This window comes from Vibrio gallaecicus, assembly GCF_024347495.1.
GTDB classification, from domain to species: Bacteria; Pseudomonadota; Gammaproteobacteria; order Enterobacterales; family Vibrionaceae; genus Vibrio; species Vibrio gallaecicus.
In genome coordinates, this window is the sequence record NZ_AP025490.1 from 2,529,341 (window position 1) to 2,542,119 (window position 12,779).

Below are 12,779 nucleotides of genomic sequence, written 5' to 3' on the forward strand. Positions count from 1 at the left end.
CTCTTTGATTTCTTTAAACAACAAGACACAGCGTACGATAAATATACACTCTACATTTGGTAAAGCTTCTCTCGAAGGAAAAGAAAAACAGGCAAATAAATGAAGTTTGACTTTCCCCTCGTTTTTACACACGAGTCACATCATATTGACGGTCATTTTTGAACCGCTTTAAACCTCGGGTTAGTTTTGCAAATCACATAAAGGCGCCCTTTTCTCTTTACGATTTGGCAATCAGGGTGTCGATTTTTAGCGCTTTTTAGTGAACTTAATACCTTCATTTTAATGTCCTTATTTAACGATCTTTCCAAATCTACGTTTAAAGTTAGCAATTCGCCCTTCTTGGCTTACAACTCGTTGCTTACCAGTGTAGAAAGGGTGAGATTCAGAAGACACGTCTAAGGTGCAATAAGGGTACGTTTTCCCATCTTTCCATTCGATGGTTCTGTCAGTTTTAAGAGTTGAACCAACAACAAAATACTCATCTACACTCGTGTCATGAAATACAACAGGGCGGTAGTCTGGGTGAATTCCTTCTTTCATAATTTCCTCTACGCTTAATTTGAAATGTTATAACATACCAAATGATAACCATTATCAATTAAAAGTAAAGGGATAAAATGTGCTACCTTTGCATTCTTTCTCGTAAAACAGCGCCTTTCCGATGCATTCAATTGAACCTATAGGCTATATTCAGAGCCCATTTAAAGAGAAATTTGCAGTTCCTAGACAGCCTAGATTAACGCCCAGCGCGCACTCCAGAGTCGAGCTAATCGGAGACAGTAATTCACCAGAAGCCGTTCGCGGTATAGAACAATTCAGCCATCTATGGTTACTATTTTTGTTTGATAAAAATATTGCAGCTGGTTGGAAGCCTACTGTTCGACCGCCCAGATTAGGAGGAAATGAACGAATAGGTGTATTTGCATCTCGTGCAACTTTTCGACCTAACGCTATTGGTATGTCAGCAGTGGAGTTGAAGGGAATAACACAGAAAGGGAACCAAACTTGGCTTGATCTGGGTAGCGCCGATCTTGTTGATGGGACTCCGATCATCGATATAAAACCTTATATCCCCTACTCGGATTCTATCCCAAATGCACAAGGAGGGTTTGCTGCTGATGAGCCAGTGACTTTAGATGTCAACTTTTCAGAATGCGCACTTAATAAGCTGCAATCTCACCCAAGCGCCCGCCATATTATGCAAGTAATCAAAGAAGTATTGGCACAAGACCCACGACCTGCTTATAAGAAGGGAAAGCCCGACAATAAAGAATATGCAGTAAATTTGTTCGATCTTAACGTGAAATTCGTTGTTGAGGCGTTTTTCATCAATGTTACTGACATTGAGCGCTTTTGAGATTCGAAATAGGCTGATATTATATGCGGCTAAATCAGATTTATTGTAGCAAAGGGCTACAGTAAGTTTTCTTTTATCAATGATGAAACGGATACCATAAAATGCGTACCAGTAACTATCTTCTTTCTACTGTGAAAGAGACTCCAAACGACGCAGAAGTTATCAGCCACCAGCTGATGCTACGTGCAGGTATGATCCGTAAGCTAGCTTCAGGTTTATATACTTGGCTACCTACCGGTCTACGTGTTCTGCGTAAAGTCGAAAATATCGTTCGCCAAGAGATCGATAATGCAGGTGCCGTTGAAATCTTGATGCCCGTTGTTCAACCGTTTGAGCTTTGGGAAGAGACTGGTCGTTCTGAAAAGATGGGTCCTGAGCTACTTCGTTTCACAGACCGTCACTCTCGTCCATTCGTTCTTAGCCCAACAGCAGAAGAAGTTGTGACGAGCCTAGTACGTAACGAGATCAGCTCTTACAAGCAGCTACCTCTAAACCTGTACCAAATTCAAACTAAATTCCGTGATGAGCGTCGCCCTCGTTTTGGCGTAATGCGTGCACGTGAATTCTCTATGATGGATGCGTACAGCTTTGATATCGACAAAGAAGGCTTAGAAAAGTCTTACCAAGCGATGCACGATGCTTACTGTAAAGCATTCGACCGCATGGGTCTTGAGTACCGTCCAGTATTGGCAGACTCTGGTGCAATCGGCGGTAGCGGTTCTCAAGAATTCCACGTTCTTGCTGAAAGCGGCGAAGATCTAATCGCATTCTCTTCTGAATCTGATTACGCAGCGAACATCGAGAAAGCAGAAGCACTAGCTCCTACAACTGAAGCGGCAGCGCCAACTCAAGAGATGGAACTGGTTGATACGCCAAACGCAAAAACAATCGCAGAACTTGTAGAGCAGCACGGTCTAGCAATCGAGAAGACTGTTAAGACTCTATTCGTTAAAGCATCTGACGATGTTGAAGCAGACATCATCGCACTTATCATCCGTGGTGATCACGAACTTAACGAAGTGAAAGCAGAAAACCTCCCACAGGTTGCTTCTCCACTAGAGATGGCTGATGAAGCTGTAATCCGTACTCTTGTTGGTGCAGGTCCTGGTTCACTAGGTCCTGTTGGTCTAGAGCTACCATTCATCGTTGACCGCTCTGTTGCTGTAATGAGCGACTTCGGCGCTGGCGCAAACGTAGACGGTAAGCACTACTTCGGTATCAACTGGGGTCGTGACGTTGAGCTTGCTCAAGTTGAAGACCTACGTAACGTTGTTGAAGGCGATCTTAGCCCATGTGGTCAAGGCACTATTCAACTTAAACGCGGTATCGAAGTTGGTCACATCTTCCAGCTAGGTAACACTTACTCTAAAGCGATGAACTGTAATGTTCTTGGTCCTGACGGTAAGGCGACTACGCTAGAAATGGGTTGTTACGGTATCGGTGTTTCACGTGTTGTTGCATCAGCTATCGAGCAAAACCACGATAAATTCGGCATCATTTGGCCAGAAGCGCTAGCTCCTTTCCAAGTAGCTATCGTTCCAATGAACATGCACAAGTCTGAACGCGTTAAAGAAGCCGCTGAGAAGCTATACGCTGAATTAACGGCTATGGGCATCGAAGTTTTATTTGATGACCGTAAAGAGCGCCCAGGTGTTATGTTTAAAGATATCGAGCTAGTGGGTATTCCTCACACTATCGTTATCGGTGACCGCAGCATGGACGAAGGTAACTTCGAATACAAAAACCGTCGTTCAGGTGATAAAGAAGCTATCGCAATGGACACTGTTATCGAACACCTTAAAGCTCAACTTGCTTAAGTTTAAGTACTTGCTTACACATTAAGTAAAGAGTTTTTGATTTAAAAGGCTGCCATTTGGTGGCCTTTTTTATACTTTCCTTTTAAACCCACCCTTTTATATCGACTATTTCCCAAATCCTACATCTCTCATGCACAAGCTAAAATAAATAACGTAAGTTAATCCCCTGTTCATCTTTAAATCCGTATATTGATCTTATTAATTTGGATCGCATCACTCATTTAGATAATTACGTTGGAGGATATCTATGGATATCAAAAGTCTACTGAATCAAGCTCTTAAATCTGATTTAGTTAAACAGGGAGCACAGAAGCTATCTCAAGGCTCCTCTAAACTCAGTAATAGTTCTCTATCAAATAGTAGTCCTCTTTCAAGTAAATCAGGTAACACCAGTACCTTAAGCGCATTAGGTGCAGGAGCTGTAGGTGGTGGTGTCTTAGGAATGCTTATGGGCTCTAAGAAAACTAAGAAGATGGGGAAAAAAGCCATAGGTGTGGGCAGTGTTGCGGCTTTAGGCGCGCTTGCTTACAAGGTCTATAACGACCATCAATCAAAACAAGGTCAACCTGTCGAACCTCAGCAAGCTCAATTTGATGAAAATGATGCTAACCATAGCGTGTTGATTTTGCGCTCTATGATCGCAGCTTCAAAAGCTGATGGTCATGTTGATGAAGAAGAGATGGCAAAAATAGAACAAGCTGTCGAAAGCATGGGTGCCGATTACCAACTGACTCGCCTAGTCTCGGAAGAACTTCACAAGCCACTAGACCCAAGCGAGATAGCTCAACTGGCTACCTCACCTCAACAAGCCAGCGAAATTTACTTAGCCTCACTAATTGTTGCTGATGAGCAGAACTTTATGGAAAAAGCTTATCTCAAAGAGTTGGCTAAACAATTACAGCTTTCAAATGAAGTCACAGAACAACTTCAACAGCAGATATCTGGTTAATTTAACGCTATACAAAATGAGACATTGAGCAAGAACAAACTAATCCTGATCTTAATCAGAACAGCTTTGTTTTTGCTTTTCTCTATGTGTATATTGAGAGCAGTTATCATTTGGTTAGGTATAAAGATGAAAGTATACGATTGTTGTGATTTAGTTCGTGAGCTGTATTCTCAGATTGGTAGTGGTGATCAAGGTTACATCCCTAAAGCGATCACTTGCGCAGTAAAGACACTTAACGATATTGCTGCAGATGAATCTCTCCCTAAAGAAACACGAGACAGCGCTGCATTTGCTGCGGCAAATCTACTTATCTCAGATTTCGAGGACTAAGCATGAACCTAGCGAACTATCAAAAGATGGATCCTGTCATGCTCATGAGCATCGTCAACATGAAATTACGTGACGATTTCGCAGGGGATTTAGACCGCGTAGTGAATTTCTACGAAATAGACAAAGATGCACTTATTGCAAAACTTGCCTCTGCAGGTTTTGAATTTATAGAAGAAGCAAAACAATTCAGATAATAATTTGAAAACGATATTCTTCCAAAAGACCAACCTAGTGTTGGTCTTTTTGTTTCTGCTGACTTTAACTTCCTTAATCACCTCTCACTGTAGCAAACTACGGCTCATGTATTCTCGCCACATTTACCAAACTCCAGATACAAAAAAGGCTCCAGAAGGAGCCTTTCAAATCACTACTAAGAAAAATTAAGCGTAAACAGGTAGACGCTTACAGATTTCTAGTACTTTAGCTTTAGTTGCTTCGATAACAGATTCATCGCCCATGTTATCTAGGATGTCACACATCCAACCAGCAAGAGCTTTCGCGTCAGCTTCAGAGAAACCACGACGAGTAATAGAAGGAGAACCAACACGGATACCAGAAGTAACGAATGGGCTACGTGGATCGTTTGGTACTGAGTTCTTGTTCACTGTAATGTTAGCTGAACCTAGTGCAGCATCCGCTTCTTTACCCGTGATGTCTTTGTCGATTAGGTCAACAAGGAACAGGTGGTTTTCAGTAGAACCAGAAACGATGTTGTAGCCACGTGCTAGGAATTCAGCAACCATTGCTTTTGCGTTAGCAACAACGCGCGCTTGGTATTCTTTGAATTCTGGCTCTAGAGCTTCTTTGAACGCTACTGCTTTACCAGCGATAACGTGCATTAGAGGACCACCTTGACCGCCAGGGAATACCGCGGAGTTCAGCTTCTTGTAAAGGTCTTCGCCTTCGCAAGAAAGAATTAGACCGCCACGAGGACCCGCAAGCGTTTTGTGCGTAGTAGTAGTAACAACGTGCGCATGTGGTACTGGGTTAGGGTAAACACCAGCAGCGATAAGACCCGCAACGTGAGCCATATCTACAAAGAAGTAAGCACCTACTTTATCAGCGATTTCACGCATGCGCGCCCAATCACAAACTTGAGAGTAAGCAGAGAAGCCACCAATGATCATCTTAGGCTGATGTTCTACTGCTAACGCTTCCATTTCTTCGTAATCAATTTGACCAGCTTCATCGATACCGTAAGGAATGATGTTGTAAAGCTTGCCAGAGAAGTTTACTGGAGAACCGTGAGTCAGGTGACCACCGTGAGCAAGGCTCATACCAAGAACAGTATCACCAGCGTTTAGAAGCGCCATGTATACCGCATTGTTTGCTTGAGAACCTGAGTGAGGCTGTACGTTCGCGTACTCTGCACCAAATAGTTCACATGCACGTTCAATTGCTAAAGTTTCAACTTTATCTACGTACTCACAACCACCGTAGTAGCGCTTACCAGGGTAACCTTCAGCGTACTTGTTAGTAAGCTGAGAACCTTGAGCTTCCATTACACGTGGACTTGTGTAGTTTTCTGAAGCGATAAGTTCGATGTGCTCTTCCTGACGAAGAGTCTCTTCTTGGATAGCTGCGAATAGATCCGCATCGTAATCAGCAATGTTCATGTCACGCTTAAGCATCTGTATCTCCTGACTCAGATTGTACTGAAAGTTTCAAAAAAACCACATAACGACCGAAAGCAAACGTTTTCGTCACCGTTTCAATGCGACGCATTCTACATAATTTGATCTAGGTCATAAAGAGCTAATTGCAATTTTATCATGCAGTTTTTTCATAATGACATGTAAGCCTCATCATACTTGTGCGACGAGTCGCATCGATAATTTACCTTACTGTCAATTTTACGCTTTACACCCTGTAAAACGCAGATTACATACATTTACCTTAATTTTATGCCTCTAGCTACCGAAATGATAAGTTTTTCTCTACTATGCTCGCCCTTACTGGCTAGATAATTATGAAATTGATGGAAAAACACTCAAAAAAAGAAGACTGGATGGCAATTTTAACGGGGACTTTCTTAGTCGCCCAAGGTGTCTTCTTTCTACAATCGGCTCACCTACTGACTGGTGGTACAACAGGTTTAGCTCTTTTACTTAGCCAGTTTCTGCCTGTGACATTTGGTGTCCTGTACTTTATCGCAAATAGCCCTTTCTATCTTTTAGCATGGAAACGATTTGGGCGCAGGTTCGCGATCAACAGTGCAATATCTGGTGCTTTGGTTTCCGTTTTCGCAGATAACCTCTATTTGATGATATCACTCGATACGTTTAATGAAATTTATTGTGCTGTTGCGGGTGGTTTATTAATGGGGTTAGGAATGTTAATCCTATTTAGACACCGTTCAAGCTTGGGTGGCTTCAACGTTTTATGCTTATTCATCCAAGATAAATATGGCATCTCGGTTGGCAAGACTCAAATGGGGATAGACGCTTGTATATTGTTTGCTTCTTTCTTCTTTGTATCACCATGGATCATAATGGTTTCAATCATCGGCACCGTTGCATTGAATGTAGTACTAGCCATGAACCATAAGCCTACGCGTTACTCTGTTAACTACGGGTCTTAATCGCTTATTTTATCGTAAAGCGGGATACTGGAAGCTAACTGTCTAAAAACTCACGATCTACCAGTTAAAGAAAACTATAAATATGAAAGCTTTGAGCCTGACATAGAGTTCAGACTCAAAGCTTTTACTCGTATAGGGGAACAAGTATTACTCTATCAAGAGAATTTTTGTTTCATACGGGCGCAAGGTCACCGTACTTGAAGGAATGTGTGACTGCTCATCAGGGTAATTCCCCAACAACAATTGTGCTTTATCCAATTCAAGCTCATTTGGCAGCTCAACCTCACTCGTTTCACCATAGTAGTTACTAATGCTCACTAAGGTCTGTGTTTCAGTCTTACGCTGGTAAGCAAACACACGTTCATGCTCGGGCAATAAATCGGTGTAATCACCTTGGGTAATCACTGCTACCTCTTTTCTCAGCTCAATTAATCGCTTGTAGAAGTAAAAAACTGAGTCCTTATCTTGCAGTGCTTTTTCAGCATTGATATCCACATAGTTTTTAGCAACATCTAACCAAGGCTTTCCTTCTGAGAACCCTGCGTTCATTGCGCTATTCCACTGCATTGGTGTACGCGAATTATCACGAGACTTTTGAGCCAATACATCCATCATATCCTGATGAGATACACCTTGCTCCTCAACCATTAGCTGATACATATTGGTGCTTTCTACATCTCGGTATTGCTCAATGTCAGTGTAGCCAGGATTCGTCATTCCAATCTCTTCACCTTGATAAATATAAGGTGTGCCTTGCATCATATGTACGGACGCCGCAAGCATTTTGGCTGACTCAACTCGATAGTTTTTATCATCACCTAACCGGCTAACAATTCTCGGTTGGTCATGGTTACACCAAAATAAAGCACCCCACCCTTTGCCGTTCAAGCCAGTCTGCCAATGGTTAAAAATGGATTTTAATTGTAAGAAATCGAACGGGGCATTCGTCCACTTTTCACCATTGGTGTAATCCACTTTTAAATGATGAAAGTTAAACACCATAGACAGTTCACTGTTATCTACGTTTGAATATTGCTGACAGTGTTCAAGTGTGGTTGATGACATTTCACCCACGGTTACACTGCCATATTGCTGAAATACCGCTTCACTTATTTCTTGTAAGTATTCATGCACACGTGGACCATCTGTATAGAATCGGCGACCATCTCCAATTTCATCATTAGGGAAGTCTTGCTGTTTAGAAATAAGGTTGATCACATCTAAACGGAAACCATCCACGCCTTTTTCAGCCCAATAACTGATAATCCCTTTCACTTCTTCACGGACTTTAGGATTCTCCCAGTTTAAGTCCGCTTGCTCTTTAGCAAATAAGTGCAGGTAGTATTGACCTGTAGCTTCATCCAATTCCCAAGCATTACCACCAAATTTTGATTGCCAATTCGTTGGTGCTTGCCCGTAGATAGGGTCTTTCCAAATATAGTAATCTCGATATGGACTGTTTTTATCGCCGAGCGCAGACTGAAACCAAGCATGCGCTGTGGAAGTATGGTTAACCACGATATCCATTACAATTCGGATACCGCGTTGATGAGCAGCAGCAAGCAGTTCATCAAAATCAGCCATGGTTCCAAACTCTGGGTTGATCTCATAATAATCGGAAATATCGTAACCATTATCAATCATTGGTGATTCATAAACAGGCGTTAGCCAAATCGCGTCTATCCCTAAGGTTTTCAAATAATCTAACTTAGAGATAATGCCTTTAATATCACCAGAACCTTGAGCGCCACTATCACAAAAGCTTTTTGGGTAAATTTGATAGATGGTTGCTGTTTTCCACCACAACTTATCTTTCTTATTAATCGTCATCTCTACTTACTCTTACCAGTTCAAAACTTACAAAACAAAATGTGGAGGAACGAACATTGCTACTCCAAAAATCTCTACTACTTGCCCTTCACTCCAAACCACAATTAGTTAATTTAAAAATCATTAGTTTAGTAGAGAGGAAGAAAGGTAAGCACCCACTAAACATAGTGGATGCCATGTTTTAATTAATGGGTAGTATTAGCTAGCGCTTGCCATTTCAAGTTCACCTTTAGACTGTGCACGCTTATAGAAAAACAGCGTAAGCATTGCAGGTAGAACAATGGCAACTAACATTGCAACTAGGTAAATAGACCAATATTGAGGTTGAATCGATAGGATACCTGGTAAGCCACCTACTCCGATGCCATTTGCCATCACGCCTGCACTGCCGCAAATCGCCGCTGCGGCTGCACTACCAATCATTGCACTCAGCATTGGGAATTTATACTTCAAGTTAATACCGTACATTGCAGGTTCTGTTACACCTAAGTAAGCAGAAATCGCCGCAGGTACTGAGATGTCTCTTTCACCTTCACGCTTACTTAGAATAATGATGCCAACGACAGCCGATGCTTGTGCGATATTAGATAATGCGATTAATGGCCAAATTGGAGTTCCGCCAAGTTCCTGCATTAATTGAAGATCAACTGCATTCGTGGTGTGGTGAATCCCTGTAATAACCAGAGGTGCATACAAGAAGCCAAAGATTACCGAACCTAGAATCGCGAAATCACCCGTCATTGCAGCTTTAGCCGCGAACGCAACCCCATCACCAAGAACACGACCAAATGGTCCAATGAAAGCGTGAGCCAGAATAACCGATAGAATAATGGATACGAATGGAACCACGACCAAGTACAAGTAAGCAGGTACAATACGCTTTAGATTTGTTTCAATAAATGCCAACGCCACACCAGCTAACATTGCAGGGATAACTTGTGCTTGGTAACCGACCTTTTCAATGACAAAGAAGCCAAAATCCCACACTTCAGGTACCGATTTACCTATCATGTAAGCATTCATTAATTGAGGAGAAACCAAAGTAACACCTAACGTGATACCTAAAATTGGTGTCCCTCCTAGCTTTTTCACCGTTGCCCAACACACGCCAACAGGTAAGAAGAAGAAGATTGCTTCGCCAATTAACCACAAGAAAGAATGAACCGTTGCCCAAAATTGACTGATTTCAACTAAGGTTTTTCCATCAAACATGCGAATGTCGCCAATCACATTACGGAAACCAAGGATCAGACCACCAGTAATAATGGCAGGGAGCAGAGGTACAAAAATTTCAGCTAAATGGGAAATACCACGCTCTAGAAAGTTCATGTTCTGACGAGCTGCAAGTTTTGATTCATCTTTTGAGGAAGATTGCTTACCTGTTTGCTCAATAAGCAGCTTATAAACGTCATCAACTTCTGTACCAATAACAACTTGAAACTGACCAGCATTCGTAAAGCAGCCCTTCACTATTTTGAGCTTTTCTAATTCTACTGTATTCGCTTTTTCAGTATCGTTTAATACAAAGCGTAATCGTGTCAAACAGTGACTTACACTCGCAATATTATCACTTCCACCGATTTGCTCGATAAGACGCGTGATGTCTTGCTTCGCAATCTTACTCATACTTTCCCCACCCTGGTTCTTGGATCATCTCTTTACCCAGATATCATGCAATCCGGATTTGCAAAAGCACGAATGGGAACATTCCCACCCACTTGCAAGTATACTGCCCAAACATTGATAGAATTAAAATGGGAACAGTCCCAATAATTGAAAGAGATCACACTCTAATTTTAAATGACTTTTGGATTAAAGGTTTGTTTTTGAGGTACTAGATGATAGGAACTTGAGTATGGTGAGTGATCACTTCTCGACCAGAAAGCTGGGAGATCAATAAGTTAGCCGCCAATTCACCTGCGCTTTGATAACCAGGATCAATGCTATGGACATTTGGAAATAGGAAAGATAAGAGATCATTACCACCGACCCCTGTTACTGCAATATCTTCACGTTGTAATTCTTGTAAGCGTTTGATTACGCCTAACGCAAGTGTGTCACTGGCGCATACTATGGCTTGGGTTTCAGGTTGTATGACACGATCCACCAGCTGGTATGCACTCTCATGATGCAGCTGCCCAGTTTGATAATTGGGAGTAGACTGAGTTCGCTCACACCAATCTAAATAGGCCTTTAGGCGCATCTCACCAGTCGATTTATCACTTGGGTCAACACCAATAAATGCAATATTTGATAAGTTTTTCTGGGTAAGATGATCCAGTGCGTTATCAATAACACCTTGGTTATCATAATTAATTGAAGTGACGTTTTCAGTATCTAGCGCAATCACTACTGCGCGATGTTGCCATAACTCTATCTCAGCAATATCACACTCTGTGAACCCAAATACGATAACGCCATCAACATTCCTTCTCTTTAAAACTTGAAGGTGTTCATTGGTTTTATCACGGTCGAATTGGCTCTCCATGATCACTACGTCATATCCAGAACCATAAAGCTTATTGAGCATGGTGCTTACGGCTTTATTTTCTGAAGGAGAATCCAAACGAGAAATAATGACACCAATGACTTTTTGGCTTCCGCCACGCATAGACTGAGCCGACTTAGAAGGAATGTACCCAGATTCCGCAATAACTCTCTCCACTTTTTCTCGTGTTGCTGGCTTTACTTTAGGGTCATTGGTCAGAACTCGTGAAACTGTTGATTTTCCAACACCGGAGAGTTTTGCGATATCAAGAATGGTGAGGTTTTTGCGCATAAAAAGTCTAATATTTAGTGAAAAAAGAGTATGAAATAATGAAGGTAATCCCGCTTAACTCATAAAATTAAACCGTACATTGACTAACAATGCACGGTTTATATTAGTTCGATAAGTAGCAGTTTTTATAGATAACTCGACCTAGCTCAAGACGAGCATTGTCACCTTTAGTATGAAGCGCCACGCTATTCAGTATTTCGGCAGTACCATCATCCAAAATGTACTTAGTTCCAGATCCAGCTGCAACTTGCGTAAGACGATATTCATGATCAGGTAAGCGTAACACCGCTTTTTCATGTTCAGGAAACGCCACGTCAAATGAGCGATTAGATTCACACTGATACGTCATAAACTGACTAGAAGTATCATCTTTTACTACTGCAGACTGACTACAGCCCACTAAAGCCGTAACAATGATTAAAACAGGAATAGACCATGTCTTCTTCATTTAATGCTCCAAAAGATATTATTAGCGTTAAGTCGATTAACTGATTTAGCCTTTAAGATAGTGCGGAACGTCAGCAATACTGTCGAGTACAACGCTCGCAAGCGATTCGCCTTTCTCAGTAACAGGTTTACCTGTACGCACTAACACCTTAGTACCCACACCTGCAGCTTCAGCGGCCATCATGTCTTCTGCTTTATCTCCGATCATCACTGAGTTAGCCATGTCGATTTTTAGAAAATCACGAGCTGAAATAAACATACCAGGCTTAGGCTTACGGCATTCACAATCTTGCTTATATTCACCTACACCATGTTCGGCGTGATGAGGACAATAGTAAATACCATCAAGTTCAACACCGTTATCTTCAAAGTTCCAATCCATCCACTGGGTTAAAGAAATAAAACGGTCTTCACTGAACATGCCACGAGCAATACCCGATTGGTTTGTCACTAGAACCAATAAATAGCCCATATCTTTAAAGGCTTTAGCTGCTTCAAATACACCATCAATGTATTCAAAGTCATGTTCATCATGTACGTAACCGTGATCCACATTAATCACACCATCACGATCTAAAAAAACGGCAGGTTTAGACAAAATTCAGTTCTCAATAGACTCTCTATAATCATTAATTATTACACGCTTTATTTGCTTCATCACTATCTATTTAAATGAACGGTGACTCAGC

At 41.7% G+C, this 12,779-nt stretch carries 14 protein-coding genes; 6 read left to right on the forward strand and 8 right to left on the reverse strand.

Features of this window, described 5'->3' with window-relative positions; genetic code table 11:
- Positions 1-152 precede the first annotated feature (152 nt).
- Both ykgO and OCU78_RS10900 read right to left on the reverse strand, forming a co-directional pair.
- Positions 153-278, reverse strand: coding sequence for a type B 50S ribosomal protein L36 (gene ykgO, locus OCU78_RS10895; RefSeq protein ID WP_137373545.1), 126 nt, complete (start codon positions 276-278; stop codon positions 153-155).
- A gap of 10 nt (positions 279-288) precedes the next feature.
- Positions 289-540, reverse strand: a complete 252-nt coding sequence (locus OCU78_RS10900; protein WP_137373544.1) for a type B 50S ribosomal protein L31 — start codon at positions 538-540, stop codon at positions 289-291.
- Between the two features lie 121 nt (positions 541-661).
- On the opposite strand from OCU78_RS10900, the gene tsaA reads away from it, so the two are divergent.
- From tsaA to OCU78_RS10925, 5 genes are all read left to right on the forward strand, one after another.
- The gene (gene tsaA, locus OCU78_RS10905) at positions 662-1,357 is read left to right on the forward strand and encodes a tRNA (N6-threonylcarbamoyladenosine(37)-N6)-methyltransferase TrmO (protein WP_137373543.1); all 696 of its coding nucleotides are present in this window, start codon (positions 662-664) and stop codon (positions 1,355-1,357) included.
- A gap of 101 nt (positions 1,358-1,458) precedes the next feature.
- The gene (locus OCU78_RS10910) at positions 1,459-3,174 is read left to right on the forward strand and encodes a proline--tRNA ligase (protein WP_137373542.1); all 1,716 of its coding nucleotides are present in this window, start codon (positions 1,459-1,461) and stop codon (positions 3,172-3,174) included.
- A gap of 247 nt (positions 3,175-3,421) precedes the next feature.
- Positions 3,422-4,123 carry a tellurite resistance TerB family protein gene (locus OCU78_RS10915; RefSeq protein ID WP_137373541.1) on the forward strand — a complete coding sequence of 234 codons (702 nt, stop codon included), beginning with the start codon at positions 3,422-3,424 and terminating at the stop codon, positions 4,121-4,123.
- A 126-nt stretch (positions 4,124-4,249) separates the two neighbouring features.
- The gene (locus OCU78_RS10920) at positions 4,250-4,453 is read left to right on the forward strand and encodes a YaeP family protein (RefSeq protein ID WP_137373540.1); all 204 of its coding nucleotides are present in this window, start codon (positions 4,250-4,252) and stop codon (positions 4,451-4,453) included.
- A gap of 2 nt (positions 4,454-4,455) precedes the next feature.
- Positions 4,456-4,647 (forward strand): DUF4250 domain-containing protein, encoded by a 192-nt coding sequence (locus OCU78_RS10925; protein WP_137373539.1) that lies wholly within the window; start codon positions 4,456-4,458, stop codon positions 4,645-4,647.
- Positions 4,648-4,833: 186 nt separating this feature from the next.
- Here the strand turns inward: OCU78_RS10925 and glyA are convergent, their stop codons facing one another.
- Positions 4,834-6,084: a serine hydroxymethyltransferase gene (gene glyA, locus OCU78_RS10930; RefSeq protein WP_137373538.1), complete on the reverse strand. Its 1,251-nt coding sequence runs from the start codon at positions 6,082-6,084 to the stop codon at positions 4,834-4,836.
- 347 nt (positions 6,085-6,431) lie between these two features.
- Between glyA and OCU78_RS10935 the strand changes: the two genes are divergently transcribed.
- Positions 6,432-7,034 carry a YitT family protein gene (locus tag OCU78_RS10935; protein WP_137373537.1) on the forward strand — a complete coding sequence of 201 codons (603 nt, stop codon included), beginning with the start codon at positions 6,432-6,434 and terminating at the stop codon, positions 7,032-7,034.
- A 147-nt stretch (positions 7,035-7,181) separates the two neighbouring features.
- Here the strand turns inward: OCU78_RS10935 and treC are convergent, their stop codons facing one another.
- The 5 genes from treC to gmhB form a co-directional block, all read right to left on the reverse strand.
- Positions 7,182-8,864: an alpha,alpha-phosphotrehalase gene (treC, locus tag OCU78_RS10940; RefSeq protein WP_137373536.1), complete on the reverse strand. Its 1,683-nt coding sequence runs from the start codon at positions 8,862-8,864 to the stop codon at positions 7,182-7,184.
- A gap of 198 nt (positions 8,865-9,062) precedes the next feature.
- Positions 9,063-10,490: a PTS trehalose transporter subunit IIBC gene (gene treB, locus OCU78_RS10945; RefSeq protein WP_137373535.1), complete on the reverse strand. Its 1,428-nt coding sequence runs from the start codon at positions 10,488-10,490 to the stop codon at positions 9,063-9,065.
- 208 nt (positions 10,491-10,698) lie between these two features.
- Complete coding sequence (treR, locus tag OCU78_RS10950; protein ID WP_137373534.1) at positions 10,699-11,643, reverse strand: trehalose operon repressor TreR; 945 nt, start codon at positions 11,641-11,643, stop codon at positions 10,699-10,701.
- Positions 11,644-11,746: 103 nt separating this feature from the next.
- Positions 11,747-12,091 carry an MliC family protein gene (locus OCU78_RS10955; protein ID WP_137373533.1) on the reverse strand — a complete coding sequence of 115 codons (345 nt, stop codon included), beginning with the start codon at positions 12,089-12,091 and terminating at the stop codon, positions 11,747-11,749.
- A 45-nt stretch (positions 12,092-12,136) separates the two neighbouring features.
- Entirely contained in the window at positions 12,137-12,688 is a 552-nt protein-coding gene (gmhB, locus tag OCU78_RS10960) for a D-glycero-beta-D-manno-heptose 1,7-bisphosphate 7-phosphatase (RefSeq protein WP_137373532.1), read from the reverse strand.
- Positions 12,689-12,779 lie beyond the last annotated feature (91 nt).

Excerpts from the sequence above, each read along its gene's own strand:
- OCU78_RS10925 (WP_137373539.1), top strand. The coding sequence starts at position 4,456 with ATGAACCTAGCGAACTATCAAAAGATGGATCCTGTCATGCTCATGAGC.
- treR (WP_137373534.1), bottom strand. The coding sequence starts at position 11,643 with ATGCGCAAAAACCTCACCATTCTTGATATCGCAAAACTCTCCGGTGTT.
- OCU78_RS10910 (WP_137373542.1), top strand. The coding sequence starts at position 1,459 with ATGCGTACCAGTAACTATCTTCTTTCTACTGTGAAAGAGACTCCAAAC.
- OCU78_RS10920 (WP_137373540.1), top strand. The coding sequence starts at position 4,250 with ATGAAAGTATACGATTGTTGTGATTTAGTTCGTGAGCTGTATTCTCAG.
- OCU78_RS10915 (WP_137373541.1), top strand. The coding sequence starts at position 3,422 with ATGGATATCAAAAGTCTACTGAATCAAGCTCTTAAATCTGATTTAGTT.
- treC (WP_137373536.1), bottom strand. The coding sequence starts at position 8,864 with ATGACGATTAATAAGAAAGATAAGTTGTGGTGGAAAACAGCAACCATC.
- glyA (WP_137373538.1), bottom strand. The coding sequence starts at position 6,084 with ATGCTTAAGCGTGACATGAACATTGCTGATTACGATGCGGATCTATTC.
- tsaA (WP_137373543.1), top strand. The coding sequence starts at position 662 with ATGCATTCAATTGAACCTATAGGCTATATTCAGAGCCCATTTAAAGAG.
- OCU78_RS10955 (WP_137373533.1), bottom strand. The coding sequence starts at position 12,091 with ATGAAGAAGACATGGTCTATTCCTGTTTTAATCATTGTTACGGCTTTA.
- ykgO (WP_137373545.1), bottom strand. The coding sequence starts at position 278 with ATGAAGGTATTAAGTTCACTAAAAAGCGCTAAAAATCGACACCCTGAT.
- treB (WP_137373535.1), bottom strand. The coding sequence starts at position 10,490 with ATGAGTAAGATTGCGAAGCAAGACATCACGCGTCTTATCGAGCAAATC.
- OCU78_RS10900 (WP_137373544.1), bottom strand. The coding sequence starts at position 540 with ATGAAAGAAGGAATTCACCCAGACTACCGCCCTGTTGTATTTCATGAC.
- OCU78_RS10935 (WP_137373537.1), top strand. The coding sequence starts at position 6,432 with ATGGAAAAACACTCAAAAAAAGAAGACTGGATGGCAATTTTAACGGGG.